Genomic DNA, 26823 nt, shown 5'->3' with positions numbered 1-26823 from the left:
CACCAAGCTGGCGATTCGGTCCGCCCGATGCTCTCCAGAGAACGCCCGTTCTCCAAATTTGAGTTTTTTCCGAGCCCCGGGGGTGTTTTACCTCCGGGTTTTTTCGTTTTGGAGTCAGTGGCTTGCTGTTCCCATGCGGGAACCGAAGGCGATTCTGCGGCATTAGCAAGGGGAATATCAGCAAAACCCTGTTGACAATCGAACAAAATAAGAACAAAGTTGGAACATAACGAGTAAGGAGAGACCAATGACTGATTTCATCCGTGACGTTGCCGCTTTCGCCTCCATCGCTGTCTTCGTAGCCAGCTTTTCGGTGATCCTCACCGCCCTGTGAAGGGCACGCTGGCGCAGAAACCTGTATGGACGCCGCAAAGCGGTGGACTTTGAGCGCCGGAAATCGGAAAATCGCCCCCTCGATTCAGAATGACAGGATGATGATATGGGCGATGCGGTTGTGCGTGGAGAGACCTCTGGCGAGACGCTAAAAACTCCCGGTTTCGTCCATTTGCGGGTTCATTCCGCCTATTCCCTGCTTGAGGGGGCCTTACCCCTCAAGAAAATCATGTCGAAGGCCGTCGCCGACGGCCAGCCGGCCATTGCCATCACCGATACCAACAACCTCTTTGTCGCGCTGGAATTTTCCGAAAAGGCGCGCGATGAAGGTTTGCAGCCCATCATCGGCTGCCAGCTGTCGATCGACATGCAGGATGCGGCGGAGGACCGCCGCAACCATAACAGCCACCTTCAGAAACTTCCCGCCATAGTGCTCCTTGCCGCCAATGCCGAAGGTTACGAGCGGCTGGTGGATATCGTCAGCCGCGCCTATCTGGAAGGCGAGGGCAGCGGCCATTCGGTACATATTACCCGTGCATGGCTGGAGGAAGCCTCCAATGCCGGCCTGATCGCGCTGACGGGCGCTTCCGGCGGTCCGGTGGATATGGCCTTGAAGGAAGGTCACGCTGCCCAGGCGAAAGAACGGCTGCTGACGCTGAAGTCACTCTTCGGTGACCGGCTTTATATCGAATTACAGCGCCAGTCCGGTTATGACCGCTCCCATGAGCGGCGCATGATCGGCCTTGCTTATGACCATGATATTCCGCTGGTCGCCACCAACGAGGCGTTTTTCCCTTCCAAAGCCGATTACGAGGCGCATGATGCGCTGATGGCGGTGGCGCATAACGCTATTGTCTCCGATGACAGCCGGTTCAGGCTCACGCCCGACCATTACCTCAAAAGTCGACAGGAAATGGCGGCGCTGTTTGCCGATCTTCCCGAGGCGCTGGAAAACACCGTCGAGATCGCGCTGCGCTGCTCCTATGTGCTGAAGAAGCGCGGGCCGATCCTGCCGCGTTTCACCGGCGCCAGCGACGACCCGGAGGCGGCGGAACATGCCGAAGCCGAAGAGCTTCGCCGTCAGGCGGTGGAGGGGCTGGATCAGCGCCTGGCGGCGCTCGGCATGGCGGCCGGCTATACGGAGCAGGACTATCGCGACAGGCTGGATTTCGAACTCGGCGTCATCTCGCGCATGAAGTTCCCCGGTTACTTCCTGATCGTTGCCGACTTCATCAAGTGGGCCAAGCAGCACGATATTCCGGTCGGGCCGGGCCGCGGTTCGGGTGCGGGCTCGCTTGTCGCTTATGCGCTCACGATTACCGATGTCGATCCTCTGCGCTTCTCGCTGCTGTTCGAACGCTTCCTCAATCCTGAACGCGTTTCGATGCCCGACTTCGATATCGACTTCTGCCAGGACCGTCGCGAAGAGGTGATCCGTTACGTGCAGGCCAAATATGGCCGCGAGCAGGTGGCGCAGATCATCACCTTCGGTTCGCTGCAGGCGCGCGCGGCCTTGCGCGACGTCGGCCGCGTGCTGGAAATGCCCTATGGGCAGGTGGACAAGATCTGCAAGCTGGTGCCCAACAATCCGGCCAACCCGACACCCCTGTCGAAAGCGATCGAGGAAGAGCCGCGCCTGCAGGAAGAGGCGGACAAGGAGCCGGTCGTCGCCCGCCTTCTGGATATCGCCCAGAAGATCGAGGGACTTTACCGCCACGCCTCCACCCACGCAGCCGGTATCGTCATCGGTGACCGCCCGCTGTCGAAGCTGGTGCCGATGTATCGCGATCCGCGCTCGGATATGCCGGTCACCCAGTTCAACATGAAATGGGTGGAAAGCGCCGGTCTCGTCAAATTCGACTTCCTCGGCCTGAAGACACTGACGGTGCTGAAGGTGGCCGTCGATTTTGTTGCCAAGCGCGGCATCAAGGTCGATCTCGCGGCGATCCCGCTGGATGATGCCAAAACCTACGAGATGCTCTCGCGTGGCGAAACCATCGGCGTGTTTCAGGTGGAAAGTGCCGGCATGCGCAAGGCGCTGATCGGCATGCGGCCGGACTGCATCGAGGACATCATCGCGCTGGTGGCGCTTTATCGTCCCGGACCGATGGAAAACATCCCGGTCTATAATGCCCGCAAACATGGCGAGGAGGAGCTGGAGTCCATCCACCCCACCATCGACCATCTGCTCAAGGAAACGCAGGGCGTTATCGTCTATCAGGAACAGGTGATGCAGATCGCCCAGGTTCTCTCCGGTTATTCGCTCGGCGAAGCCGATCTTCTGCGCCGCGCCATGGGCAAGAAGATCAAGGAGGAGATGGACAAGCAGCGCGAGCGTTTCGTCGACGGAGCCATCAAGAACGGCGTCTCGAAGCCGCAGGCCAACACCATCTTCGACCTTCTCGCGAAATTCGCCAATTACGGCTTCAACAAGAGCCACGCTGCGGCCTACGCCATCGTGTCCTACCAGACCGCCTATATGAAGGCGCATTATCCGGTGGAGTTCCTGGCGGCCTCCATGACGCTCGATATGGCGAACACGGAAAAGCTCAACGATTTCCGCCAGGATGCCGGCCGCCTTGGCATCGAGGTCGTCGCACCTTCGGTACAGACGTCATTCCGGCAATTCGAGACGGGTGAGAACCGCATCTATTATTCGCTCGCCGCCATCAAAGGCGTGGGCGAGGGGGCAGTGGAACACATCGTCCAGGTACGCGACGGCAAGCCGTTCACGAGCCTTGAGGATTTCTGCCTGCGCATCGATCCCAAGCAGATCAACCGGCGTGTGCTGGAAAGTCTGATCAATGCCGGCGCTTTCGATTGTTTCGGCCGCGACCGCGCCGAGCTGATCGGCGGGCTGGACCGCATCATCGGTTATGCGCAGATGGCTCAGAATGATCGCGCAGTTGGACAATCGGACATGTTTGGTTCCGGTAGCGGAAGCGGTCCGGAAAAGCTGGTCCTTCCTGCCTTCCAGCCGTGGCTTGCCTCCGAAAAGCTGCTGCGTGAATATCAGGTGCTTGGTTTTTACCTCACCGCCCACCCGCTCGATACCTATCGCCCCGTGCTGGAGAAGCTGCGGGTGCAGAATTTCGCCGATTTTTCCGCCGCGGTGAAACAGGGCGCAACTGCCGGGCGTCTGGCCGGCACGGTGACAGGCAAGCAGGAGCGCAAGACCCGCACCGGCAATAAGATGGGCATCGTCACCTTCTCGGACGCATCGGGCCAATATGAGGCGGTGCTGTTTTCCGAAGGGCTCGGCCAGTTCCGCGATCTGCTCGAGGTCGGTAAATCGCTGGTCATCACCGTGCAGGCGGAAGAGCGCCCGGAAGGCATCGGCCTGCGTATCCAGACGGCGCAGTCACTGGAAGAGAAATCCGTGCAGATGCAGAAGGCGCTGCGTGTTTATGTGCGCGATTCCGGCCCGCTGAAAACGGTGGCCCGCCACCTCAATACGAAAGGCGATGGCTCAGTCTATTTCATCGTCATCAAGGATGAGGGCAGCCGCGAGATCGAGGTGGAGCTGACAGAGAAATACCGCATCTCGCCGGAAATCGCCGCTGCGCTGCGGTCCGCGCCCGGTGTCGTCGATGTGGAACTGGTGTGAGGCATGAGGCCTCACACGTCGCTCATACCGGCCCTTCTTTGGTCACGGTAATGAAGTCCGTTCCAGTGCCTGTCTCCAGCTGGTGACTGATATCGGAAACGGTGATCGAGCTGCCGCTTGAAAGCTCCTGCTCGATCCGGCTGCGTATTTCCGTGGGAATTTCGAGGCGGCCGAGCACGGCGCTCAATTGATCGAAACCGCCCGGGGCTTCTGTAACGGAGATGCCGAGCCGCTTGCGGGCCGCCGCCGGCAGATGGTTTTCCAGCGTCACGCCGTTCCATTCGGCAGTTCCGGCGGCGCGATCCACGGACACGGCTTCGAAGAAATGGGTTCCGAGCGCGACTTCCGGGTCCTTGATGTCGATGGCTGCCTCGAACAGCGGCTTGAAATCCTGCCGCACCATGATCTGGCCGGTCGGTGGGTGGTCCTCACCGGCGGAGGCATAAAGCGCCGTCACGAAGGCGTCGGTCAGGAGCGGGCCGGTGGTTTTCAGCCCCTTCCAGCGCTTGAAACCATTGATGGCGCTGATCGTCATTTCCCCGGCATAACCATCGGCTGAACCGGCATCGAAGCCGAGGCGGGTCAAAACGGTCTGAATATCCATCACCTTTTCCCGCTCGCCGCGCCGGGTGATGAGAATGCGCAGGGGCGAGGGCTCCCTGGTCTTTGCCGCCGGCTTGATAGCCTGGGTCTTTTCATTGACGGCAACCTCCACCGTCCCCAAGGCCGCATCGAAAGTCGCCGGGCGCAATTCCACATCCGACAGAAGCAGCTTGCCGTCATCGGCATCGTCGCGCGGCTGAAACAGCGCCGGATGCTGCACAAAGCGCAGCGAGACCGGCCGGTCGGTGATGATGACATGCACGCCGGTCTTGGTGTCTCCGAAGAGAGACTTCGCGAATTTGGACGGCAGGCGCACGCAGCCGTGCGAGGCCGGATAGTTCGGTACCTTGCCTTCGTGCAGCGCGATGCCGGACCATGTCAGCCGCTGCATGAAGGGCATGGGCGCGGCCGAGTAGATATTCGACTCGTGGTATTTCCGCTTTTCCAGAATCGAGAAGATGCCGCTCGGCGTCTCATGCCCGGCCTTGCCCGTGGAGACTTTCGAGGTGGCGACGATTTCGCCGTTCTCATAAAGCGAAAGCGACTGGTCGCTTTTCGATACCAGTATCTGCAGGGACCTGCTGTCAGCGGCAAGCGCCGGAAAGGCAAGAATGCTGGCCGACAGCATGCCGGCCATAAGACGGAGGCGGAGGGACATGACGCAATACACCACATGTACAAAACTTGCCTCACTCAATCACGCGAAGTTTAATGAAGTTTAAGGACCGTCCATTCGCAACATCACTAATTTGTGTAAAATCTAAAATATATCCGGCGCGAGGCGGCCAGCGCAGGATTGCGCGACCTGTCACACAATCCCGCAACCGTTATTTGCGCGTTCCGAACGTATAGCCGGTCTCGACGCTGCCCTTGCCGAACTTGTCGCGCAGCTTGTCCATCGCCGCTTCCGCCGCTGCCCGGCGCCCCGCCTGTTTGTCGACCAGATCGGGCGGATCGGCGAGGCCCGCGTCGCGCAGATCGCTGACGCCGATGCCGATGAGGCGGAACCTGGTGCCGTCCGTTTCCTTTTCCAGCAGCGAAAGGCCGGTGCGGAAAATCCGGTCGGCAAGCTGCGTGGGGTCGTCCAGCTTGCGGTTGCGGGTGCGGAGCTTGAAGTCTGCCGTCTTCATCTTCAGCACCACCGTCTGGCCGGCAATGCCGCTCTTTTTCAGCCGCCAGGCAACTTTTTCGGAAAGCGAGCGCAGGATCGGCACCAGATCCTCATGGCGGGAAATATCGTTGAAGAAGGTGGTTTCGGAAGAGACGCTTTTGACGGGGTCGTTATTGTGCACATGCCGCTCGTCAATGCCGCGCGAAAGCCGGAAGAGGCGTTGCCCCATCACGCCATAACGGCGCATCAGCTCGCTTTCCTCCATCTCCTGCAGCTGCGCGATCATGCGGATACCGTCCGCCTCCAGCGTCGCCGCAAAGGCCTTGCCCACCCCCCAGATGGTCGTCACCGGTCGTGTCGCCAGAAAGGACAGCGCCTCCGTTTCGCCGATCACCGAAAAGCCGCGCGGCTTTTGCAGGTCGGACGCGACCTTGGCCAGAAATTTGCAATAGGAAAGCCCGGCTGAAACGGTCACGCCCACTTCCTTTTCCACGCGCCTAGCGAATTTCGCCAGCACACGGGCCGGTGGATCGTGATGCAGCTTCTCGGTGCCGGAAAGATCGAGAAACGCCTCGTCTATGGAAAGCGGCTGCACCAGCGGCGTCAATTCCTGCATCATCGCCCGGATTTCGCGTCCGACACGGCTGTATTTTTCCATATCCGGCTTGATGACGATGGCGTCAGGACAGGCTTCCAGCGCCTTGAACATGGGCATGGCGGAGCGAACGCCGTGAATGCGGGCGATATAACAGGCGGTGGAAACCACCCCACGCTTGCCGCCGCCAACGATCACAGGCTTGTCGGCCAGTTCCGGGTTGTCCCGTTTTTCAACGGAGGCATAAAAGGCGTCGCAGTCGATATGGGCAATGCTCAGATCGTAGAGTTCGGCATGATAAACAAGCCGCGGGCTGCCACAGGCGCGGCAACGCCTCAGCCCCTCTGGCTGGCCGGCCAGACAGTCGCGGCAAAAACCGGGATCATAGGGTTGCGACGTGGACATGGGGCGAAAACAAAACCAGAACGTTGCCGACCATACTCCGGCCGTGACAACGGCTCAAGGGGCGTTCGCGACAAAGCCCGGATCTGAAAACCCCGGTACATGGGAAAACTTGCATATCGTAGAGAAATATTTGATCTTCACCCATATTTGTAGTTACAATTGTAGATGATTTTTTACGCATGTTCGAATGGGATGAAGAGAAAAACAGGTCCAACATCCGAAAGCATGGCGTCGGATTTCAGACTGCGATTCGAATCTTCGAGGGTGCGGTTCTTTCATGGGTCGATGAGCGCGGGGCGTATGGAGAGACGCTCTATCACAGCATAGGGCAGATCGAAGGAATAGTATTTCTGGCGGTCATCCATACCGATCGTGCCGGTAAAACCCGCATCATCTCCGCCCGGCCGGCAAACCGCCGCGAAAGGAAACGTTATGACGAAGAAATACGAAAAAGAACTGAGTCTTGAAGAACTGGCAGCCTTGCCTGACGAGAAGATAGACTACAGCGATATTCCCGAACTGGATGAGCGCTTCTGGGCGAACGCAAAACTCGTGGAGCCGGAAGGGACGCAGCAGATCACGCTGAGGGTCAAGAAGTCCGTCGTCGAGGCTTATAAATCCACCGGCAAGGGATACCAGACGCGCATGAATGCTGTGCTGGAATCCTATGCCCGCACATTGTTGAAACGCTGACCGCCTCCGGCTGGCGACCCGTCAATACACGCCTGAATCCAGCCCCGGCCCGGAAAAGTGATGCCAGGCGGCCGCCACTGTTTCGGGGGAAGTATCGGTCGCGGCGCAAAACGCCATCAGGTCCGGTTCATGGCTCATCAGAAAATCGGTGAGGCCGGCAAGAAAGCCGTGATCGTTGACGGCCTGGCGCAGCATATTGGCCTGCAACCCGCTCAGCGCCAGAAAACGCGCCAGCATTTCCGGCTCGTTTGCCAGCCAGCCAAGTATGGCGGCTGCCGTTTCTTGCGGATCCTGGCCGGCATTGCCTTTGTTTTTCGTATCGCGCAGCATTTCTTCCCCGAAGTTACCTATTTTGAAACCAAATCCCTCTAGCCTTGCGCAACAAATGGACGATGGAATCGGTTCTCTGGCAACTTATATGTCTGGATGAAGGTTTCAAAGCGAAACGGGGACTGCTCACCATGCCCAAGCAGGTCATGATAGTCGAAGACAACGAGCTGAACATGAAGCTCTTTCGCGACCTGATCGAGGCGTCCGGTTACACGACCATCCAGACGCGCAACGGCATGGAAGCGCTCGATCTCGCCCGCAAGCACCGCCCGGACCTCATCCTCATGGATATCCAGCTTCCGGAAGTCTCGGGGCTGGAGGTGACGAAGTGGCTGAAGGAAGATGACGAGCTGCATGTCATTCCGGTCATCGCGGTCACGGCTTTCGCCATGAAGGGCGACGAGGAACGGATTCGCCAGGGCGGATGCGAGGCCTATGTGTCGAAGCCGATTTCCGTTCCGAAGTTCATCGAAGTTATCAAGACTTATCTGGGCGATGCGTGAGGCGACTGGGGAACGGTTATGACGGCGAGAGTTCTGGTTGTTGACGATATTCCGGCCAATGTGAAGCTTCTCGAAGCCCGTCTTCTGGCGGAATATTTCGATGTCGTCACCGCCGAGGATGGTTTCAAGGCGCTGGCGATCTGCGACGAAGAGCAGGTCGATATCATCCTGCTCGATATCATGATGCCGGGCATGGATGGTTTCGAGGTCTGCGAAAGGCTGAAGGCCAATCCGAATACCGCACATATTCCGGTGGTGATGGTCACGGCACTCGATCAGCCTTCGGACCGCGTGCGCGGCCTCAAGGCCGGCGCCGACGATTTTCTCACCAAGCCGGTCAATGACCTTCAGCTCATCGCCCGTGTCAAAAGCCTGGTGCGCCTCAAGGCCGTCAGCGACGAATTGCGGCTGCGTGCCGAAACCGCACGCCAGATTGGCATCGAAGAAATGCTGCGCAGCGATGGCCTGATGCAGACGCCGGGCCGCGTGCTGGTTGCGGATGGCCGCGCCAGCTCGCAGGAACGTATCGTGCGGGCGCTGAAGCCGGTTGCCGAGGTCGATGCCGTCACCGAGCCGCAGGCGGCCTTGCTCAAGGCTGCGGGCAATCCGTTCGAGCTCGTCATCGTCAATTCCAATTTCGAGAATTACGATCCGCTGCGGCTGTGCTCACAGCTTCGCTCGCTGGAACGCACCCGTTTCCTGCCGCTGCTTCTGGTGGCGGAGCAGGGGGCGGACGATATGGTGGCGCGGGCGCTCGATCTCGGCGTGAATGATTACATTCTCCGCCCGATCGATCCGAACGAACTCGTCGCGCGCTCGCTGACGCAGATCAGGCGCAAGCGCTACAACGAACATCTGCGACTCAATCTCCAGCATACGATGGAACTTGCCATTGTCGACGGGCTGACCGGCCTCAACAATCGCCGTTATCTCGACAACCACCTCAAGATACTCTTCGACCGAGCTGCCGTTCGCGGCCGTCCGATCTCAATCTGCATGACGGATATAGACCGCTTCAAGCTGGTTAACGATACCTATGGCCACGATGTCGGCGATGAGGTGCTGCGGGAATTTGCAGCACGCATCCGCAGCACGGTGCGCGGCGCGGATCTCGCCTGCCGTTATGGCGGGGAGGAATTCGTCGTCGTCATGCCCGATACGCCGATGGAGCTTGCGGCAAGCGTCGCCGAGCGCCTGCGGGCGATAGTCGAGGACAAGCCTTTTTATGTTCGTTCCATCGACCGGGAATTGAGCATTACCGCCTCCCTCGGCATCGCCACCAGCAGCGGCGCCTTCGGTGCGCCGGACGAAATCCTGAAGCAGGCGGACAAGGCGCTCTACGAGGCGAAACACGCCGGCCGCAACCGCGTCGTTGCTGCCGCTGCCTGAGCGTTAGCGGCGGATTGCATAAAATATTGCGCAATCTCTCCGTCATATCCCGGCGAAATAGTTGTTCGGGAATACGGGGCGGCCGTCGCAAGACTGCAAGCCATTGACCTTGGACGTATTTTATCACTTTGCAATGAAAAGATGCAAATTGGCGATATAAATAGAGTTGAAGTTGAAAAATACGTTGAATTCAATCTCTCCGGCAACTATAGTGTGCCAGCTTTGTATACTTAACCATGTTTCCCAGGTGATGTATCTCTGGCTTAAGAATTTGTTGATTTTTATTTTACTTCTGCGCACACTCCTATTGAGAGTAACAGTTCTTCCGGCGGTTTATCCGTCTTGTGATGATGAATGATAGCGGCTTTAGCCGTCGCGATTTCGCTCGTCAGGGGCTGGTATTGCGTAGTTTGAATGCCCCATGATGCTCAGGTCCGCCGCATCTCCTGAATCGTGGGGTCGGTCGGCTGACGATGTCCGAATCGGTTCCTCGTGCCGTAATCGCATCGTTGGCCGACCGCCTTCTTCCAGAAAATTGCCTGTTCGTGGTGTGCGTGTCGCAGCTTAGCGGCTTTTGCGGTCGTCTCCGTTCGCGTCATGTCCGAGGTCGTGATACGGGGCAGGGGCGCATGTGTAGCCCTTGGGATACTTCTTCCGAGCATCTGAATGATTGCGGCGGCGGATGGGGCGTCAGGCCAGATGGTCGGACTTACCCTTGGCTGCTCGCGCGCTTTGCCGGTGACGGCGGCAATTTCCGGGGCAGCGGAGAGGTGGCCTTATTGGCAGTCTGGAAAGCCTCTGGGCGCGACAAGGCTGATGGCAGCCTCTTCCTTCGGCACAAACAAAAAACGCGCCCGTTGGGCGCGCTTTTGTCGGAGACCGATCAAGAAATTACTTGATCTTGGTTTCCTTGAATTCAACGTGCTTGCGTACAACCGGGTCGTACTTCGTCTTCGTCATCTTGTCCGTGAACGTACGGCTGTTCTTGGTGGTGACGTAGAAGGTACCGGTGTCGGCTGTCGACAGCAGCTTGATCTTGATTGTTGTAGCTTTCGCCATGGTCGTCCTGCCTTTAAACAAAAGAGAAGCCGCAGGCGCTTCTCACCTCGGCTAAATCTGGCGCGAAACTACGTATCGCGCCTGAAAAGTCAAGCCTGTTTTGCCCGGAAAACAAAACGGACGATATAAAGCACCACGTAAAGCCCGAAAAATACCGCCAGCGACCAGGCAAAGCCGTCGGTTCCGGCAAGGTCCATGGAAATGCCCACGGCCTGCGGCCCCGCAATCGTGCCGACGGCGTAACAGAAGATGAAGGCGGCATTGGCGGCGACCAGATCGGCGCCTTTCAGGCGCGATCCGAGATGGGTGAGGCCGACAGTATACATGCCGGAGACCAGCCCGCCCCAGAACAGCAGCAAGGCCGCCACCAGAAGCCAGCTTTCCACCAGGAAAGGCAGCGCCAGCGTGCCGCAGACGCCGGCAAAGGCCATCAGCCCCAGCATTGTCCGCCGGTCCTTCATCCGGTCCGAAAGCAGGCCGATCGGTATCTGGAAGACCATATTGCCGATGCCCATGACGGTGAGGAGGAGTGCTGCCTGCGATTCGTTGAAGCCTTCCCGCGTCGCATAGATCGGAAACAGCGAAAGGCCGCCGGCCTGCACCGAGCCAAAGACGAAGGCCGCCGCGGACGCCATGGGCACCAGCCAGACATAACGGACGAAATGGTGGTTCGGTCCTTCGTCCAGCTCCGGGCTTTCGCCGCGCGCCATGAAGATCGGGATCGCGGCGAGCAGGATGATCGCCGCGCCGACCAGAAACGGCAATATGCCTTCGCTGCCGACCACGGAAAACAGCAGCGGACCGACCGCGAAACCGACCGCAAGGCCGGTGGCGTAGATGCCGAGAACCATGCCGCGTTTTCTGGGCGGCGCGGTCATGTTGATCCAGTATTCGGAGAGAATGAAAAGCGTGGTGGTGGCGCCATGGAAAACGATTCGCAGCGGAAACCACATCCAGAAGGCCTCGGCGAAATAAAAACCGAGCGCGCTCAGCGCCGAAATGACGACTGCGAACAGCATGGTTCGCGCCACGCCGAAATCATGGGCGATCTTGGTGGTCACGGGGGCCGCCATCATCGCCGCGACGCCGGCCATGGCCGAATTCACCCCGATCATGGTGGAAGAGATGCCGCGCTTCTCAAGGATGATCGACAGGAGCGGAAGGCCAAGGCCGATGGCGACACCGACCGCACTGATGGCGGAAATGGCGGCGATCAGTGAGGGCCAGTGAATGGCGTCCGCTTCTTCGCATTTCATTTGTGACATGACGGCCTTTATACAAAGTCTCGAATGAACCGGCCGTGGCGCGTGACATAGAGCCGCGCGGGGCTTTCAAAGGGCAATGAGGGATCACCTATCATGAGTTTTGTGACATCTTCGAGAACCGTGCGCGTGATTTTCGGCATGTTCAGACCGGAAAGGTCTGTCATGTCAAGCCATTGCACATTGTGCAACTCGTCAGAATCACGGGTTAGCCGGGTATCCAGCCGCAATTCGTCGGCATAACAGCAGAAGAATCGCGTGTCGTAGCGCCGCACATTGCCGGGTGGGGTGATAGCGCGGGCCACATATCGGAAACGGGAAAGATCGGGGCCTCTGGTGCTCAAGCCGAGATCCACACCGGTTTCCTCGAAAAGTTCGCGCGCGGCGGCAAGCGCCAGAGCTCTCGCGCCAGCAGCGCTCAGCCGCCGCGCCGCGGAGGCGGTGAGGCTGTGGAGGACGGCGGGATGCAGATCGCCCGAAAAGGGCAGCGCATGGTCGCGCGGATCACGTTTGCCGCCGGGAAACACAAAAGCGCCCGGCATGAAGACATGGGCGCTGCTACGTTGGCCCATCAGCACCCTGAGCTGCGAGCCGGAGCGGTCGAACAGAATGATGGAGGCGGCGTCGCGCGGCCGCATGGGCGCGCTCGCCGTTTCGGCACGCCGGGGAAGCTGAGTCACCTGCAAGGTCCCGCCCGCCGTCAGTGAGACGAGCCGTCGATCTGCGCTTTTTGCTGTTTTCGGTCGAACCCATGCATCTTCAGCGCCCATTGCAGGCCAATGACGCCCCCCTTGATGGGTTGCAGCGTCAAAAGTGCGGCGAGAATGGTGATCGGCACCCAGATGGCGAAATGCACCCACATGGGAACCGAAAACACCATATCGGTCATCATGAAACCGCCGACGGCGATATGGCCGATGATGACGATGGAAATATAGGGCGGCAGGTCATCGGACCGGTGGTGGTGCATTTCTTCGCCGCAGGCGGCACAGGCGTCCACCGGCTTCAGGAAGGCCCGGAACAGGCGTCCGCTTCCGCACGCAGGACAGCGATTGGCCATTCCCCGCATGATCGAGCGGCCAAGCGGCCGTTCCGCGCTATCGTCTCCGAAGGTGACTGTTTCCGAGCCCTGATGTGCACTCATCCTTAAGTCCTTCTCCCGTTTTTCAACCGCCTGCAGCGGTCTTGTTACCGTCGCCTTCTGGGCGGCCGCGTCCCGGGCTTTGCGGCAGAACGCGACGTTCGCCGGCCTGCCTTGTGGAACGACCGCGAGCCGACCGGCATCTTGCGCCCCGGGCTCAGCATATCGAAACGAAGCGCGCCTGCCAAAGGCACCGCTTCCGCAAGCCGCACCTGAACCGTATCGCCAAGCTGGTATCCGAGGCCGGTCTTCTCTCCTGTCAGGGCCTGATGGGCCTCATCGTAAAGGAAATAATCGGTTCCGAGTGTAGATATAGGAACAAAACCGTCAGCGCCAAATTGCGGAAGCGCGACAAAAAGTCCCGCCTTGGTGACACCGCCGACGCGACCCTCGAATTCTTCACCCACCCGTTCGGAAAGATGATGCGCGATCAGCCGGTTGACGGTATCGCGCTCTGCTGCCATGGCGCGCCGCTCGAAGGTCGAGATTTCGGCGGCGATGTCATCCAGCGTCGCCTCTTCCTGCGGTGTGATGCCGCCTTCGCCGAGGCCAAGCGACCCCACCAGCGCGCGATGCACGATGAGGTCGGCATAGCGGCGGATCGGCGATGTGAAATGCGCATATTTCATCAGGTTGAGGCCGAAATGGCCGATGTTTTCCGGGCTGTAGATCGCCTGGCTCTGGCTGCGCAGCACCATCTCGTTGACCATGATCTGGTGCGGCGTATCGAGCGCGCGGGCCAGAATGCCGTTGAAGGAATTGGCGCGCATGGCCGCACCCTTGGCCATGGAAATGCCGATGGTTCCGAGGAATTCGCGCAGCACCTCCTGCTTGGAAAGCGTGGGCGCATCGTGGACGCGATAGACCAGCGGCTGCTTCTTCTTTTCCAGCGTCTCGGCGGCGGCGACATTCGCCTGGATCATCATTTCCTCGATCAGCTTGTGCGCATCGAGGCGTTCAGGAATGACGACCTTGTCCACCGTGCCGTCTGGCCGCAGCTGGATCTTGCGCTCCGGCATGTCGAGTTCCAGCGGCTGGCGGCGGTCGCGGCCGCGCTTCATCACCGCATAGGCGTGCCATAGCGGCTTCAGGATCGGCTCCAGCAGCGGACCGGTCTTGTCATCCGGCCGTCCGTCGATGGCCGCCTGAGCTTGGCTGTAGGAGAGCTTGGCAGCGCTCTTCATCATGATGCGGTGGAAGGTGTGGCCGGCCTTGCGACCTTCCTTCGAAAAGATCATCCGCACCGCAAGGGCAGGGCGGTCGACGCCTTCCTTCAGCGAGCAGAGATCGTTGGAAATGCGCTCCGGCAGCATCGGCACGACGCGGTCGGGGAAATAGACCGAGTTGCCGCGTTTCAGCGCTTCGCGGTCCAGCGGCGAACCGGAACGCACATACCAGGAGACATCGGCAATGGCGACGGTGACGATGACACCGTCAGGATTGTCGGGCGAAGTGTCGGGCTCGGCATAGACCGCATCGTCATGGTCCTTGGCGTCGGCCGGATCGATGGTGATGAGCGGCAGGTCGCGCCAGTCCTCGCGGTGCGACATGCTGGCCGCCTTGGCGGCATCCGCCTCGGCAAGAACGTTCGAGGGAAAGATATGCGGAATGCCGTGGGAATGGATCGCGATCATCGAGATCGCCTTTTCCGAGGCAACGGAGCCGATGACCGACAGCACCTTGGCGCGCGTCAGCCCGTAACGACCGCTGTTGCGCGAGGTTTCCACCTCGATCAGATCGCCGTCCTTGGCATCGCCGACGCCATCGGGGTCGATGACCATTTCCTCGCCGCGCCGGTCGATCGGCATCAGCCGTCCGCCGCCGCCGGGCGTTTCCTTGAACACGCCGAGCAGTGCATTTTGGCGACGGTCGATCAGCTTGACGACGCGGGCCGTGTAGGCGGGGCCGGTGCTTTCCTTGGAGGGGAAGATTTTCGCGAGAATACGGTCGCCGAGACCGGCGGCTGGCGCTTTCTTGCCGCGATCCTGCGATGACTGGCGGATGAGCACGGCCGGCGCCGCGCCCTGATCCTCGGGCCATTCCGCCGGCCGGCCGATCAATTCGCCGTCCTTGTCACGGGTGGTGATATCGAGAACCGTGACCGGCGGCAGGCCGCCCGGCCGCGTCAGCGACTTGCGGCTCTTCTGCACCATGCCGTCGGCTTCAAGCTCTTTCAGCAGCGCTTTGAGAACGACGCGGTTCTCGCCTTTCAGCCCAAAAGCCTTGGCGATTTCCCGCTTGGAGGCCTGTTGCGGATGGTCGGCGATGAATTTCAGCAGCACCTCGCGGGACGGCACCTCGCCATGGATGATGCCTTCACCTTCACTGACCCGCTTGCCGCGCCCGGTGCGTCCGAAACCGTCGCTGGCGGAACCCTGTCTCTGACGCGGCGCTTTGCTCACTCTGCTGCCTTCTTGGGTTTGGCCGCTGCCTTCGGCTTGGCGGCCGTCTTGCTCTTCGTTGCCGCCTTGGCCTTGGTCGCCTTGGGCTTTGCTGCGGCGTCACCATCGGCCTTCTTGGCAGTTGTCTTCCTGCCCTTGGCAGGCTTGCCGCCGGTGCCGGTCTTGGCAATGCGCTCGGCAATCAGCACCAGCGCCTCGTCCAGCGTCACCGAAGCCGGGTCCTGACCTTTCGGAATGGTGGCGTTGACCTTGCCCCAGTTGACGTAAGCGCCATAACGCCCGTCGCGCACGGTGATCGCGCCGCCATCTGGATGGTCGCCCAGTTCCTTCAGCGCCGCCGGCGTGCCGCTGCGGCCGCGGCCCGGTCCCTTGCTCTGCTTTTCGGCAATCACGGTCACGGCGCGGTTGAGGCCGATAGAGAACACGTCCTCGATGCTTTCAAGGTTCGCATAGGAACCGTCATGCAAAAGGAACGGCCCGTAGCGGCCGAGGCCGGCGGAAATCATCTTGCCGGTTTCCGGATGCTTGCCGATATCGCGCGGCAGGTTGATGAGCGCTAAGGCCTTTTCGTGGTCGATATCTTCAGGCTTCCAGCCCTTGGGCAGCGAGGAGCGTTTGGCCTCCTTGCCGTCGCCACGCTGGATATAGGGCCCGAAACGACCGGAGCGCAGCGTCAGCTCCTCGCCGGTCATCGGATCGGCACCCAGCGCCTTCGGCTCGTTCGATGCGGCAGCTTCGGCTTCCGAACCGTCCGAGGTCAACTGGCGGGTATAGTTGCATTCCGGATAGTTGGAGCAACCGACGAAAGCGCCGTATTTGCCGAGCTTCAGCGAAAGATTGCCGGTGCCGCAAACCTGACAGATGCGCGGATCGGAGCCGTCCTCGCGCTTGGGGAAGACCAGCGGCGCCAGAACCTCGTTCAGCGCATCCAGAACGTTGGTGACACGCAGTTCCTTGGTGTCTTCGATCTGGGCGAAGAAATCCTTCCAGAAATCGCGCAGCACCTGCTTCCAGTCCAGTTCGCCGGCGGAAATCCGGTCGAGCTTTTCTTCAAGCGCGGCGGTGAAATCATATTCGACGTATTTGGTAAAGAAGCTTTCGAGGAAAGCCGTCACCAGCCGGCCGCGCGAATGCGGCACCAGCTTGCGCTTGTCGACGACGATATATTCACGGTCGCTCAGCGTCTTCAGCGTCGCCGCATAGGTGGAAGGACGGCCGATGCCGAGTTCTTCCATCTTCTTGATCAGCGAGGCTTCCGAATAACGCGGCGGCGGTTCGGTGAAGTGCTGGCTAGCATTGATCTTCTGCTTGGCGAGGTTCTCGCGCTCGTTGATCGGCGGCAGACGGCCTTCGTCGTCACCGTCATCGCTCTGTTCGCCATCTTCCTTCTGGTCGGTATAGGCGGCGATGAAGCCGTCGAAGCGGATGACAGAGCCGACGGCGCGCAGGCCTGCCTTTTCGCCGCCATTGCTGGCGAGGATTTCCACCGTAGTCCGCTCGATTTCCGCCGAGGCCATCTGGCTCGCTATGCCGCGCTTCCAGATCAGGTCATAAAGACGCAACTGATCGGGATCGAGGTAACGCTTCACCTGATCCGGCGTGCGGTTGAAATCGGTCGGGCGGATCGCCTCGTGCGCTTCCTGGGCGTTCTTGGCCTTGGTGGAATAGAAACGCGCCTTTTCCGGCACGTAACGGCCACCGAACTGCTCGCCAATGGCGCGGCGGGCGGCATCGATCGCTTCCGGGGCCATCTGCACGCCGTCGGTACGCATGTAGGTGATCAGACCGACGGTCTCGCCGCCGATATCGATGCCTTCGTAAAGCTTCTGCGCCACCTGCATGGTGCGCGAGGCGGAAAAGCCCATGCGCGAGGAGGCCGCCTGCTGCAGCGTCGAAGTGGTGAAGGGCGGGCCGGGATTGCGCTTGACCGGTTTCGCCTCGACGCTTTCAACCACATAGCTCGCGCCTTCCAGCAGCGCCTTCAGCCGGTTCGCATCGTCTCCGGTCTTGATCGAGCGGCTTTGCAGGCGCTTGCCATCGGCCGAAACCAGCTTGGCTTCGAACTCGTCACCGCGCGGTGTCTTCAGAAGCGCGCTGATGTTCCAGTATTCCTCAGAGACGAAACGCTCGATCTCGGATTCGCGGTCGCAGACGAGACGCAGCGCAACCGACTGAACGCGGCCGGCGGAACGCGCGCCGGGCAGCTTGCGCCACAGCACGGGCGACAGGTTGAAGCCGACCAGATAATCCAGCGCGCGGCGGGCAAGATAGGCGTCGACCAGCGGCACGTCGATGTCGCGCGGGTTCGCCATGGCGTCCAGCACGGCCTTTTTGGTGATGGCGTTGAAGACCACGCGTTTTACCGGCTTGTCGCCGAGGACGCGCTTCTTCTTCAAGAGATCGAGAACGTGCCAGGAAATGGCCTCGCCTTCGCGATCCGGGTCGGTTGCGAGAATGAGGCCGTCGGAGGATTTTACCGCATCGGCAATATCCTTCATGCGCTTGGCGGATGCGCTGTCGACCTCCCAGGACATTTCGAAATCCTGGTCGGGCAGCACCGATCCGTCCTTGGCAGGAAGGTCTCTGACGTGGCCAAAGGATGCAAGAACCTTGTAGCCCGAGCCAAGATACTTGTTGATCGTCTTGGCTTTGGCAGGAGATTCTACGACGACGACATTCATATTGTTTTTCTCTGGAACTGGTCCGTTAACGTGGCCGGGTCACGGCGCAATGCCGCAATTCGCCTTCTTTATATTTCGACATGGACAGGTAATGCGCGCGGGTCAAGAGGCAAGGCCGATTTTATCGCTTCAAGGTGATTGCAACCTATGGATAATCTATTGTTGTATTGCAATCTTTGGTAAATTGGTTATGATGGGCAACATCATTTGAATCGACTTATTGCTCTTCGTTTCAGGCAAATTTTGCAGGATAGATATATGGTCCCCAACGCAACAAACAATAATGCCGATAATGAAGGGACCAGAGAGAACTTGGCTTACATTCGCCAGATGCTCGCGGAACTGAGGCAGGTCGCAAGCCGTGAGGGGGCCGACATGCTGTGTTATCTGATCGAGATGGCCTATGTCGAAGTCGGCGATATCCAGAGCGGACGGCGCAAGCTGTCAATCCGCGATGAAGAGCGACACACGCCCCCCGGCATGCCGGTTTAGACGTCCGGCAATATCAAGCTCCAGCAGCACCAGGTGAACGGTTGCAGCGGAAAAACCTGTGTGACGGATGATATCGTCCGTTTCCACAGGCGAGGGACCGAGAGCGGCGGCGATGATGCTGCGCTCGTCGTCCCCTGGTGGTGACATCTCCGTGTCGGATCTCGGTTCCTCGATCTTGCGTTCATAGGGCAATTGCGGCTCCATCAGCGGCCGCAGCGCTTCCAGAATATCGGCCGCGCCCGTGGTCAGCATCGCGCCTTCCTTGATCAGCCGGTTGGTGCCCTCGCAGCGTGCATCGAGCGGGGAGCCGGGTACGGCGAAAACGAGCCGCCCCGCTTCTCCGGCAAGCCTTGCCGTTATCAGCGAACCGGAGCGTTCCGCCGCTTCGACGATGACGACACCGAGGGAGACGCCGGCGATCAACCTGTTGCGGCGGGGAAAATCGCGGGCGCGCGGCTCCCAGCCAAAGGGCATTTCGCTGATCGTCGCGCCGCCCTGGTCATATATTTCCTGCAAAAGCCCGAAATTTTCCTGCGGATAGGGGCGGTCGAGACCGCCGGCCAGCATGGCGACGGTGCCCGTTGCAAGGCTTGCCCGATGTGCGGCCGCATCGATGCCGCGCGCCAGCCCCGAAGCGATGCTATAGCCGGCGCGGCCGCAATCTCGAGCCAGCATGGCGGCGAATTTCGCGCCGTTGATGGAGGCGTTGCGCGAACCGACGATGCCGATGCTCGGTCTTGTCGCGGTCGCTGCCGATCCTTTCATGGCGATCAGCGGCGGCGCGCCATCCAGCTGCCGCAGGGCAGATGGGTAATCGGGCTCGCCGATGCCGACGAAACGCGCGCCGAATTTCTCCGCGGTCTCGATCTCGCGTTCCGCCTCCGCTTGCGTCGCGATGCGCGGACTGCGCGACGAGCCGCCGCGCCTTGAAAGCTCGGGCAGGGCATCGAGCGCCTTTTCGGCGCTGCCGAAATGATTGATGAGTTCGCGGAAGGTGACGGGACCGATATTGTCGCTACGGATCAGCCGGAGCCACGCGACCCGCTGCCGCGCGGAAAGCTCTATGCCCTGCCGTGTCGTTTCCTCATGCGGCATGGCACATCCTTAAATGGGCCTCAGCCCTTTTGCCCGATCCTGCTTTCAGTGCCCGCCAGCAGGCGCGCGATGTTCTCGCGGTGCTTCCACCATGAAATCGCACTCAGCAGCGTCACCAGCAGCGCCGTCTTTTCAGGGCCAAACACCCAGAGGGCGACGGGAATGACCAGCATGGCCAAAAGCGCCGACAGCGACGAGTAGCGGGTGATGAAGGCGGTTGCGAGCCAGATGAGCGCAAAGGCCAGCATCATCAGCGGTGCGGCCCCCAAAAGCACGCCGATATAGGTTGCCACACCCTTGCCGCCCTTGAATCCGAGCCACACCGGAAACAGGTGGCCGAGGAAGGCGAAGAAACCGGCGACCAGCGACGCTTCGTAACCCCAGAGCGCATTGGCGACCAACACCGCCGCCGTGCCCTTCAGCGCGTCCAGCAGCAGGGTTGCGGCGGCGAGCTTCTTGTTGCCCGTGCGCAGCACATTGGTCGCGCCGATGTTGCCGGAGCCGATCTTGCGCACGTCACCCAGCCCCGCCATGCGGGTAAGAATGAGGCCGAAAGGAATGGAACCGAACAGATAGCCGATCAGCGCTGAAAGCGCGAGAAGGGCAGGCGCCGTCTGCCAGTCAGTCAAAGCACTCATTCAAACGTCCCCTCTGTCGCGCTGGCCGCGTGATCTCTGTCGGTGATCTTATGCCAAGGAATGAACGGCTTTGCCAGCCACATAAGTGGCAACCGCGCGGCCGCTGAAACGGGCATCCTCGAACGGGGTGTTCTTGGATTTCGAGACCAGCTGCTCCTTTGCCACGAGCCATGGCTCGTCGAGGTCGATCAGCGTGATATCGGCCTTCGCACCCGCCTTCAGCGTTCCCGCATCCAGTCCGAAAATCTTCGCCGGGCGGGTGGAGAGCGCATCGATCAGCCGCATCAGCGGAACTTCGCCGCTGTGGTGCAGGCGCAGCGCCGCCGCCAGCAGGGTTTCAAGCCCGACCGCGCCGCTCGCCGCATCCGAAAACGGCAGCCGCTTGGTGTCGACATCCTGCGGGTCGTGCGAGGAGACAATAATGTCGATGGTGCCGTCCTTCAGTGCTTCCACCATGGCCTTGCGGTCGTCTTCGGCGCGCAGCGGCGGAGAGAGCTTGAAGAACGTGCGGTATTCGCCGATATCGTTTTCATTGAGCGTGAGATGATTGATCGAGATGCCGCAGGTGGCTTTGACGCCCCGCTGCCGCGCAACGCGGATCGCTTCTGCGGATTCGGGCACGGAAATCTTGGCGGCGTGGTAGATCGCCTGTGTCAGCCCGGAAATGCGCAGGTCGCGCTCCAGCGGGATGATCTCGGCCTCCTTCGGAACGCCCGACAGCCCGAGCCAGCTTGCGAAAAGCCCCTCGTTCATGTCACCGCCGCCGATATATTTGTCGCGCGTCTCGAGCGCGATCACTGCGCCCAGTTCGCGCGCATAGGTCATGGCGCGGCGCAGCACCAGCGTATCGGAAAGCGCCTTGCGGCCATTGGTGAAGGCCACCGCGCCGGCTTCCTTCAGCATGCCGAATTCGGTCATTTCCTCGCCGTTCAGACCCTTGGTCAGGGCTGCTGCGGGATGCACGTTGACGAGCGCCTTGTCGCGCGCCGTCTTTTTCACATATTCGACCAGCGCGATGTCATCGATGACAGGATCGGTATCGGGCATGACGATGATGCTGGTGACGCCGCCGGCCGCTGCCGCGCGCGAGGCGGATTCGATGGTTTCGCGGTGTTCGGCACCCGGCTCACCCACGAAAACACGGGCGTCCACCAGACCGGGAACAGCCAGCAGACCCTTGCAGTCGCGAACGGTCGCCCCTTCGGGAGCGCCCTGATTATGGGCGTCCTTGCCTGCCGCCAGAATGGTGCCGTCGGCACCGATGATCACACTGCCGGTCTCGTCGAGATTCCGGGATGGATCGACGATGCGGAGATTGTTGAGAACGGTAACGGCACTCATACGCGCTCACCCTGATTTTGCGAGACAAGCAGGGTTTCCATGACCGCCATGCGCACGGCAACCCCCATTTCCACCTGGCTTTCGATCACGCTCTGCGGACCGTCGGCCACGTCGGAGGCGATTTCCACGCCGCGGTTCATCGGGCCGGGATGCATGACCAGCGCATCCTCCTTCGCCGCTTTCAGCTTTTCGGCATCCAGACCGTAATAATGGAAATATTCGCGCACCGAAGGCACGAAGGAGCCGGACATACGCTCGCGCTGCAGGCGCAGCATCATCACCACATCGGCGTTCTTCAGTCCTTCCTTCATGTCGTGGAATACTTCGACGCTCATGTCGCGGATACCGGAAGGAAGAAGCGTGGCGGGGGCGACGACGCGAACGCGCGCACCCATCTGGTTGAGCAGGATGATGTTGGAGCGGGCGACGCGTGAATGCAGCACGTCCCCGCAGATCGCCACCGTAATGCCGGACAGTTCGCCCTTCGCGCGGCGGATGGTCAGTGCGTCGAGCAACGCCTGCGTCGGGTGCTCATGCTGGCCATCGCCGGCATTGACGACGGAGCAGGCGACCTTTTGCGCTAGAAGCGCTGCCGCACCGGCGGAAGAATGGCGCACGACCAGCACGTCCGGGCGCATGGCGTTCAGCGTCATCGCCGTGTCGATCAGCGTTTCGCCCTTCTTCACCGAGGAATTGCCGACCGACATGTTCATCACGTCTGCACCAAGGCGCTTTCCGGCAAGCTCGAAGGAGGACTGCGTGCGCGTCGAGGCTTCGAAGAACAGGTTGATCTGCGTCAGGCCCCGAAGCGTCGAGGTCTTTTTCTCGCGCTGGCGGCTGATTTTCACCGCCTCGTCGGCCTTGTCGAGAAGCAGGGTGATATCCTGATGGGAAAGCCCCTTGATGCCGAGGAGATGGCGATGGGGGAAGAAGACCATGCGGTTTGCCTCCTGACGGGCGCCGCATTTTCCCGTGAAAATGCCCGGAACGCCCGAATGCTGATCCGCGCGCTCCCATTCGCTGTGAACACGCCTCAGGAGTGCGGCGGAATTCGGTCCTGCGCTCTATAGAGACTGCATGGTCGCGGGGCAAGCGCCCGCAACTCCTGAAATGAAAACATGCCGATGTTTCCCCAACCCTCGAGCACAAACGGCCTGACGATGGAAGGCGCAGGCATTAAACGATGCCATGCTCCTTCAAAAGCGCCTGCTCGTCTCCTGACGCCCAGCCGAAAACTTTCGGGGCTCCGTCCAGCCTCTGGACGAAGTAGTGAACATCGAAATCGATTGCGACATCCGGTTGCCGCTTGCGATCAAAGGTCGCCGTCCAGGCAACATGGGCAAGGCAATGATGGTCGTCGATGGGCGAGATACGGATGTCGCGTATCCGCATTTCCTTCGTTCCGATCGTCCGGTAGCGCTCGTAGCCCTTCATCATGACCTGCTTCAAGTGGTCATCGTTCTTTCCGGTCATCACCCCGGCGGGGGAGGCGGCGATAAAGTCGGAGGCGTAGAGGGAGGCGACCTCCTCCATATCCATGTCACCCTTGAGAGACTTATTGAAAAATCGCTCATATCGCTCGAAGAGCCTTCTTACGCTGGCCTCCATGGTCTCCTCCCTGTGCAGCCGTTCAGCAAAGTCGCCAACCGAAAAAGCATGCCGCAGGTTCCACGTCAGGCCGCAGATTATGGAGAATGCGTTTATCCGCATGCCCGCCGGTTGCTGCCGCAACTTCTGCGCGGCTTTTTTGGGGACTGTCGTTGATCTTGCCGGAAACGTGTTTGGTATTCTCCGGGCCGGATATCTAAATCAGGGACATTCCCGAAAAATGCTGAAAGCGGCGGTTTAATCGCCTCAATCGCTTCCTGCGGGTGGAATTATGCAATATCACCCCACTATGCAACGCCAGTACAAAACAGCTAGAAGCAGCGGATGACCCAGAATTCCCGGACAGAAGAAACGCTCGCCGAACTGAACCAGCCAAGCCTCTGGTCCGGTATCAACGCCTATCGTTCCGATCCGCTGATCGTCGACCTCACTTCCGGACTGTCGCGCAATCTAAGGGATGAGTTCGACCAGCTCGGCCGCTACGTCACGTCGCATGAGGCGCAGGAGCTGGCGCGCATGGCCAATCAGGGCGTGCCGCAGCTGCATACCCACGGCCCGCGTGGCGAGCGTCTGGATCAGGTGGAATTCCACCCCGCCTGGCACGCGCTGATGCGCCGTTCCATGTTGTCAGGCCTGCATTCCAGCGTTTGGGAAAATTCTCCTGATACGCGCGGCAATGAGCACAAGGCCCGCGCCACCAAATTCTACCTGACCTCGCAACTTGAGGCCGGGCATCTTTGCCCGCTCACCATGACCAGCGCCTCCGTTGCCGCCATCATGGCTTCGCCGCGCGTGCAGAAGGAATGGGCGCCGAAGATTCTCTCGCGCAAATATGATTCCTCGCAGAAACCGGCCCTGCAGAAAACCGCCGTCACCATTGGCATGGGCATGACGGAAAAACAGGGCGGCACGGATGTGCGCGCCAACCGCACTACGGCGGAGCGGGTGGGCGAAGGCATCTATCGCCTGTCCGGTCACAAGTGGTTCCTGTCCGCGCCGATGAGCGACGGTTTCGTCATGCTCGCCCAGATGGGCGACGGCATGGGCTGCTTCCTCGTGCCGCGTTATCTGGAAGACGGTTCGAAGAACGGCCTGCATTTCCAGCGCCTCAAGGACAAGCTCGGCAACCGCTCCAACGCTTCCGCCGAAGTCGAATTCACCGATGCCTTCGGTTATCTGCTGGGCGATCCCGGCAGCGGCATCCGTACGATCCTCGACATGGTGACGCTGACGCGGCTCGATTGCGCGCTTGCCTCCGCCGGCATGATGCGCGCCTCGCTTGCCGAAGCCGTGCATTATGCCCGTGGCCGTTCTGTTTTCGGCAAGATGCTGGTCACGCAACCGATCATGACGCGTGTTCTCGCCGACATGGCGCTGGATGTGGCGGCGGCCACTGCGCTCTCCTTCCGGCTGGCGACCGCATTCGACGCTGCCCGCAACAATCCGGCCGAGGCCGCCTATGCGCGGGTGATGACGCCCATCGTAAAATACTGGTGCTGCAAGATCGCGCCGGCGCTTATCTATGAGGCCATGGAGTGCCTTGGCGGCAACGGTTACGTGGAAGAGCGGCCGATTGCCCGCCACTATCGCGAAGCGCCCGTCAACGCCATCTGGGAAGGCTCCGGCAACGTCATGGCGCTGGATGTGCTGCGGGTTCTCCAGCGCGGCAAGGATCTGTTCGATCTCGTCTTCCAGACGCTGGAGCGCGATCTGGGTGCAGCCGGCAAAAAGACCACCGACGTGCTGCGCGCCGCAATCGCCCTTGCCGAACGTGACGAGGGAGCGGCCCGCCTGTTGGTGGAGCAGTTCGCGCTTGCGGCCGCTGCCGCCGAGCTTTGCCGCCTCGGCGCCGGCAAGATTGCCGATGCCTTCCTCGAGACCCGTCTCGCGGGCGGCTGGCGGCATACTTACGGCATGCTCGATTCCCGCTTCGATCCGAATTATATAATCGATCTTCTTTATCCGCCTGCATCTTGACCGATGCTTGCGGATGAAGGTTTTGCAGTCCCGGCGGGAGGGGTCTCGGATTTGAAAAACAGCAATGGCGTAAAGCGTGTTCTGATCTGTCGTGACACTTTCGCGCATCGATGCGCGGCAAGGGAAGGCGGCTGCCAATGCTGACCTTCCGTTCCGCCCGTTCCGAGGATGAAGACGCGCTCTACGCCATAAGCCTCGCCACCGGCGATGCCGGGCAGGACGCCACCGCCCTTTACAATGATGGCCGCATGGTCGGGCATATCTATTCCGTGCCCTATCTACATCTCTGGCCCGATGCCGTTTTCGTGGCGGAGGATGAGGAAGGTGTGTGCGGCTATATCGTCGGCGCACTCGATACGGCGGTGCACGAAGAACGGCTGGAGCGGGAATGGTGGCCGCATCTGCGCAGCCTTTATCCCGATCCCGGCGGCGATCAGCAGACATGGGACGCCGACCAGCGCCGCGCCCAGTTCATCCACCATCCACGCCGCACGCCCGCCTGGCTCACCGATCCGTTTCCGGCCCATATCCACATGAACCTCCTGCCGCGCACGCAGGGCAAGGGCGGCGGCACCCGGCTTCTGTCGCGCTGGCTCGATATGGCGAGACAGAACAACGTCTACGGCATCCACCTCGGTGCCAGCGAACGCAACCATGCGGGTATGCGCTTCTGGGAAACCCGCGGGTTCAAACGCCTCGAAAGCCACGAAACGCCGGGCAGCGTATGGTTCGGCATGGCGCTGGAGTAATATTGGCAGATTATGCCAATCGGTGGTATTGTTGGACGTCGCTAATATCTGGTGGAGGCTCTGATGCCGACGCGTAACGTCGTTCTGACACAGCATCACGAAGAGATCATAGACGAACTCGTTAAATCTGGCCGCTATCAAAATGCCAGCGAAGTGCTGCGCGAGGGCTTACGATTGATCGAAAGGCGCGAGCGCCTTGAGGTGACCAGATTGGAAGCCTTGAGGGTGGCGGCGCAACAGGGCTTCGCAGACCTTGATCAAGGCCGTTTTACGGATGTGGCGGAGGATGATCTCGACGACTTCATTTCCGCTCTCGGGCGCGACGCTGAAGCGCGCCTTGCCAAATCTGATAAGGCATGACGAAGTATCGTCTGTCCGAAGCCGCGCAATCGGACATTATTGAAATTCTTGGATTGACCCACACGACATTTGGGGCCGCAGCTAGAAAACGCTACGAAAAATTGCTTGTCACGGCGCTGCGTGATGTTGCGCGGGATCCGTTTCGCTCCGGAACAAGTCTCCGCCCGGAAGTGGCAGACGATGTCCGCAGCTACCATCTCCTTACAGCCGGGAAAGGGCGAGAAGTGAAACCGGCCTGGTTAAATATCCGAGGCATCTGTTGCTTTATCGCGTGTTGAATCCCGATTTGGTGGGCATCGGTCGCATTCTTCATGATTCCATGGAAATCGAGCGGCATCTCCCGGTTGACTATGGAGATGTCAGCGGCTGAAAACGCATGGTGTCACCTTCATCCACAAAAACCTTCCGTCCATCCGCCCCGCCGCGTTGTTCTTCCCTTCATGCTTTGT

23 protein-coding genes and 1 pseudogene are annotated in these 26823 nt (G+C 60.3%); 10 read left to right on the top strand and 14 right to left on the bottom strand.

Annotated elements, in window-relative coordinates:
• Nucleotides 1–439: 439 nt before the first annotated feature.
• Nucleotides 440–3940: a DNA polymerase III subunit alpha gene (gene dnaE, locus RAC79_RS03030; RefSeq protein WP_374996858.1), complete on the top strand. Its 3501-nt coding sequence runs from the start codon at nt 440–442 to the stop codon at nt 3938–3940.
• A gap of 22 nt (nt 3941–3962) precedes the next feature.
• Here dnaE and RAC79_RS03025 read toward each other — a convergent pair whose 3' ends face one another.
• On the bottom strand, nt 3963–5201 hold the full coding sequence (locus RAC79_RS03025; protein ID WP_374996857.1) for a L,D-transpeptidase family protein: 1239 nt from the start codon (nt 5199–5201) through the stop codon (nt 3963–3965).
• Nucleotides 5202–5370: 169 nt separating this feature from the next.
• Nucleotides 5371–6654 carry a DNA polymerase IV gene (locus tag RAC79_RS03020; protein WP_269830832.1) on the bottom strand — a complete coding sequence of 428 codons (1284 nt, stop codon included), beginning with the start codon at nt 6652–6654 and terminating at the stop codon, nt 5371–5373.
• 179 nt (nt 6655–6833) lie between these two features.
• On the opposite strand from RAC79_RS03020, the gene RAC79_RS03015 reads away from it, so the two are divergent.
• Both RAC79_RS03015 and RAC79_RS03010 read left to right on the top strand, forming a co-directional pair.
• Nucleotides 6834–7121, top strand: a complete 288-nt coding sequence (locus RAC79_RS03015) for a BrnT family toxin (RefSeq protein ID WP_374996856.1) — start codon at nt 6834–6836, stop codon at nt 7119–7121.
• A complete protein-coding gene (locus tag RAC79_RS03010) occupies nt 7087–7347 on the top strand; it encodes a BrnA antitoxin family protein (protein WP_003502419.1) in 261 nt (86 codons plus the stop codon). The genes RAC79_RS03015 and RAC79_RS03010 overlap by 35 nt, the downstream gene beginning before the upstream one ends.
• Nucleotides 7348–7368: 21 nt before the next feature.
• Here the strand turns inward: RAC79_RS03010 and RAC79_RS03005 are convergent, their stop codons facing one another.
• Nucleotides 7369–7677 carry a DUF3572 domain-containing protein gene (locus tag RAC79_RS03005; RefSeq protein ID WP_078054010.1) on the bottom strand — a complete coding sequence of 103 codons (309 nt, stop codon included), beginning with the start codon at nt 7675–7677 and terminating at the stop codon, nt 7369–7371.
• A 131-nt stretch (nt 7678–7808) separates the two neighbouring features.
• On the opposite strand from RAC79_RS03005, the gene RAC79_RS03000 reads away from it, so the two are divergent.
• Together RAC79_RS03000 and RAC79_RS02995 are read left to right on the top strand one after the other, a co-directional pair.
• Entirely contained in the window at nt 7809–8180 is a 372-nt protein-coding gene (locus RAC79_RS03000; protein ID WP_003521498.1) for a response regulator, read from the top strand.
• Nucleotides 8181–8198: 18 nt separating this feature from the next.
• Complete coding sequence (locus RAC79_RS02995; protein ID WP_020810655.1) at nt 8199–9569, top strand: PleD family two-component system response regulator; 1371 nt, start codon at nt 8199–8201, stop codon at nt 9567–9569.
• Between the two features lie 891 nt (nt 9570–10460).
• Here the strand turns inward: RAC79_RS02995 and rpmG are convergent.
• The 6 genes from rpmG to topA all read right to left on the bottom strand — a co-directional run bounded on the left by rpmG (nt 10461) and on the right by topA (nt 18114).
• Nucleotides 10461–10628 (bottom strand): 50S ribosomal protein L33, encoded by a 168-nt coding sequence (gene rpmG / locus RAC79_RS02990; RefSeq protein ID WP_003496403.1) that lies wholly within the window; start codon nt 10626–10628, stop codon nt 10461–10463.
• 89 nt (nt 10629–10717) lie between these two features.
• On the bottom strand, nt 10718–11884 hold the full coding sequence (locus tag RAC79_RS02985; RefSeq protein ID WP_161987842.1) for an MFS transporter: 1167 nt from the start codon (nt 11882–11884) through the stop codon (nt 10718–10720).
• Between the two features lie 17 nt (nt 11885–11901).
• Entirely contained in the window at nt 11902–12528 is a 627-nt protein-coding gene (locus RAC79_RS02980; RefSeq protein WP_065653975.1) for an NUDIX hydrolase, read from the bottom strand.
• A gap of 62 nt (nt 12529–12590) precedes the next feature.
• Nucleotides 12591–13034, bottom strand: coding sequence for a DUF983 domain-containing protein (locus RAC79_RS02975; protein ID WP_059752697.1), 444 nt, complete (start codon nt 13032–13034; stop codon nt 12591–12593).
• 44 nt (nt 13035–13078) lie between these two features.
• Entirely contained in the window at nt 13079–15433 is a 2355-nt protein-coding gene (gene rnr / locus RAC79_RS02970; RefSeq protein WP_174039079.1) for a ribonuclease R, read from the bottom strand.
• Nucleotides 15430–18114 carry a type I DNA topoisomerase gene (topA, locus tag RAC79_RS02965; RefSeq protein ID WP_174039080.1) on the bottom strand — a complete coding sequence of 895 codons (2685 nt, stop codon included), beginning with the start codon at nt 18112–18114 and terminating at the stop codon, nt 15430–15432. Before topA ends, rnr begins: the two co-directional genes overlap by 4 nt.
• 258 nt (nt 18115–18372) lie before the next feature.
• Here topA and RAC79_RS02960 point away from each other — a divergent pair, with 258 nt between their 5' ends.
• A complete protein-coding gene (locus RAC79_RS02960) occupies nt 18373–18606 on the top strand; it encodes a hypothetical protein (protein ID WP_003521491.1) in 234 nt (77 codons plus the stop codon).
• Here RAC79_RS02960 and dprA read toward each other — a convergent pair.
• From dprA to RAC79_RS02935, 5 genes are all read right to left on the bottom strand, one after another.
• Nucleotides 18559–19701: a DNA-processing protein DprA gene (gene dprA / locus RAC79_RS02955; protein WP_374996855.1), complete on the bottom strand. Its 1143-nt coding sequence runs from the start codon at nt 19699–19701 to the stop codon at nt 18559–18561. The two genes, RAC79_RS02960 and dprA, sit on opposite strands and share 48 nt — an antisense overlap.
• A 20-nt stretch (nt 19702–19721) precedes the next feature.
• On the bottom strand, nt 19722–20339 hold the full coding sequence (gene plsY, locus RAC79_RS02950; protein ID WP_174039082.1) for a glycerol-3-phosphate 1-O-acyltransferase PlsY: 618 nt from the start codon (nt 20337–20339) through the stop codon (nt 19722–19724).
• Nucleotides 20340–20387: 48 nt separating this feature from the next.
• Nucleotides 20388–21680, bottom strand: coding sequence for a dihydroorotase (locus tag RAC79_RS02945; RefSeq protein ID WP_174039083.1), 1293 nt, complete (start codon nt 21678–21680; stop codon nt 20388–20390).
• Nucleotides 21677–22618, bottom strand: coding sequence for an aspartate carbamoyltransferase catalytic subunit (locus RAC79_RS02940; RefSeq protein WP_003521487.1), 942 nt, complete (start codon nt 22616–22618; stop codon nt 21677–21679). Before RAC79_RS02940 ends, RAC79_RS02945 begins: the two co-directional genes overlap by 4 nt.
• A gap of 238 nt (nt 22619–22856) precedes the next feature.
• The gene (locus RAC79_RS02935) at nt 22857–23288 is read right to left on the bottom strand and encodes a nuclear transport factor 2 family protein (protein WP_125145999.1); all 432 of its coding nucleotides are present in this window, start codon (nt 23286–23288) and stop codon (nt 22857–22859) included.
• Nucleotides 23289–23612: 324 nt separating this feature from the next.
• Here RAC79_RS02935 and RAC79_RS02930 point away from each other — a divergent pair, with 324 nt between their 5' ends.
• The 4 genes and pseudogenes from RAC79_RS02930 (at nt 23613) to RAC79_RS02915 (ending at nt 26744) form a co-directional block, all read left to right on the top strand.
• Nucleotides 23613–25265, top strand: a complete 1653-nt coding sequence (locus tag RAC79_RS02930) for an acyl-CoA dehydrogenase family protein (protein ID WP_142844892.1) — start codon at nt 23613–23615, stop codon at nt 25263–25265.
• A 137-nt stretch (nt 25266–25402) separates the two neighbouring features.
• Nucleotides 25403–26014 carry a GNAT family N-acetyltransferase gene (locus RAC79_RS02925; protein ID WP_142844893.1) on the top strand — a complete coding sequence of 204 codons (612 nt, stop codon included), beginning with the start codon at nt 25403–25405 and terminating at the stop codon, nt 26012–26014.
• Nucleotides 26015–26077: 63 nt separating this feature from the next.
• Nucleotides 26078–26374, top strand: a complete 297-nt coding sequence (locus RAC79_RS02920; protein ID WP_059752717.1) for a type II toxin-antitoxin system ParD family antitoxin — start codon at nt 26078–26080, stop codon at nt 26372–26374.
• A pseudogene (locus RAC79_RS02915) lies at nt 26371–26744 on the top strand (type II toxin-antitoxin system RelE/ParE family toxin). Before RAC79_RS02920 ends, RAC79_RS02915 begins: the two are co-directional and overlap by 4 nt.
• Nucleotides 26745–26823 lie beyond the last annotated feature (79 nt).

Origin of the sequence: Agrobacterium sp. LR_9 (genome assembly GCF_041954855.1) — a bacterium.
Classification (GTDB): domain Bacteria; phylum Pseudomonadota; class Alphaproteobacteria; order Rhizobiales; family Rhizobiaceae; genus Agrobacterium; species Agrobacterium leguminum.
This window is presented reverse-complemented; position numbering and strand designations above follow the sequence as displayed.

Excerpts from the sequence above, each read along its gene's own strand:
- dnaE (WP_374996858.1), top strand. The coding sequence starts at position 440 with ATGGGCGATGCGGTTGTGCGTGGAGAGACCTCTGGCGAGACGCTAAAA.
- RAC79_RS03025 (WP_374996857.1), bottom strand. The coding sequence starts at position 5,201 with ATGTCCCTCCGCCTCCGTCTTATGGCCGGCATGCTGTCGGCCAGCATT.
- RAC79_RS03020 (WP_269830832.1), bottom strand. The coding sequence starts at position 6,654 with ATGTCCACGTCGCAACCCTATGATCCCGGTTTTTGCCGCGACTGTCTG.
- RAC79_RS03015 (WP_374996856.1), top strand. The coding sequence starts at position 6,834 with ATGTTCGAATGGGATGAAGAGAAAAACAGGTCCAACATCCGAAAGCAT.
- RAC79_RS03010 (WP_003502419.1), top strand. The coding sequence starts at position 7,087 with ATGACGAAGAAATACGAAAAAGAACTGAGTCTTGAAGAACTGGCAGCC.
- RAC79_RS03005 (WP_078054010.1), bottom strand. The coding sequence starts at position 7,677 with ATGCTGCGCGATACGAAAAACAAAGGCAATGCCGGCCAGGATCCGCAA.
- RAC79_RS03000 (WP_003521498.1), top strand. The coding sequence starts at position 7,809 with ATGCCCAAGCAGGTCATGATAGTCGAAGACAACGAGCTGAACATGAAG.
- RAC79_RS02995 (WP_020810655.1), top strand. The coding sequence starts at position 8,199 with ATGACGGCGAGAGTTCTGGTTGTTGACGATATTCCGGCCAATGTGAAG.
- rpmG (WP_003496403.1), bottom strand. The coding sequence starts at position 10,628 with ATGGCGAAAGCTACAACAATCAAGATCAAGCTGCTGTCGACAGCCGAC.
- RAC79_RS02985 (WP_161987842.1), bottom strand. The coding sequence starts at position 11,884 with ATGAAATGCGAAGAAGCGGACGCCATTCACTGGCCCTCACTGATCGCC.
- RAC79_RS02980 (WP_065653975.1), bottom strand. The coding sequence starts at position 12,528 with ATGCGGCCGCGCGACGCCGCCTCCATCATTCTGTTCGACCGCTCCGGC.
- RAC79_RS02975 (WP_059752697.1), bottom strand. The coding sequence starts at position 13,034 with ATGAGTGCACATCAGGGCTCGGAAACAGTCACCTTCGGAGACGATAGC.
- topA (WP_174039080.1), bottom strand. The coding sequence starts at position 18,114 with ATGAATGTCGTCGTCGTAGAATCTCCTGCCAAAGCCAAGACGATCAAC.
- RAC79_RS02960 (WP_003521491.1), top strand. The coding sequence starts at position 18,373 with ATGGTCCCCAACGCAACAAACAATAATGCCGATAATGAAGGGACCAGA.
- dprA (WP_374996855.1), bottom strand. The coding sequence starts at position 19,701 with ATGCCGCATGAGGAAACGACACGGCAGGGCATAGAGCTTTCCGCGCGG.
- plsY (WP_174039082.1), bottom strand. The coding sequence starts at position 20,339 with ATGAGTGCTTTGACTGACTGGCAGACGGCGCCTGCCCTTCTCGCGCTT.
- RAC79_RS02945 (WP_174039083.1), bottom strand. The coding sequence starts at position 21,680 with ATGAGTGCCGTTACCGTTCTCAACAATCTCCGCATCGTCGATCCATCC.
- RAC79_RS02940 (WP_003521487.1), bottom strand. The coding sequence starts at position 22,618 with ATGGTCTTCTTCCCCCATCGCCATCTCCTCGGCATCAAGGGGCTTTCC.
- RAC79_RS02935 (WP_125145999.1), bottom strand. The coding sequence starts at position 23,288 with ATGGAGGCCAGCGTAAGAAGGCTCTTCGAGCGATATGAGCGATTTTTC.
- RAC79_RS02930 (WP_142844892.1), top strand. The coding sequence starts at position 23,613 with ATGACCCAGAATTCCCGGACAGAAGAAACGCTCGCCGAACTGAACCAG.
- RAC79_RS02925 (WP_142844893.1), top strand. The coding sequence starts at position 25,403 with ATGCTGACCTTCCGTTCCGCCCGTTCCGAGGATGAAGACGCGCTCTAC.
- RAC79_RS02920 (WP_059752717.1), top strand. The coding sequence starts at position 26,078 with ATGCCGACGCGTAACGTCGTTCTGACACAGCATCACGAAGAGATCATA.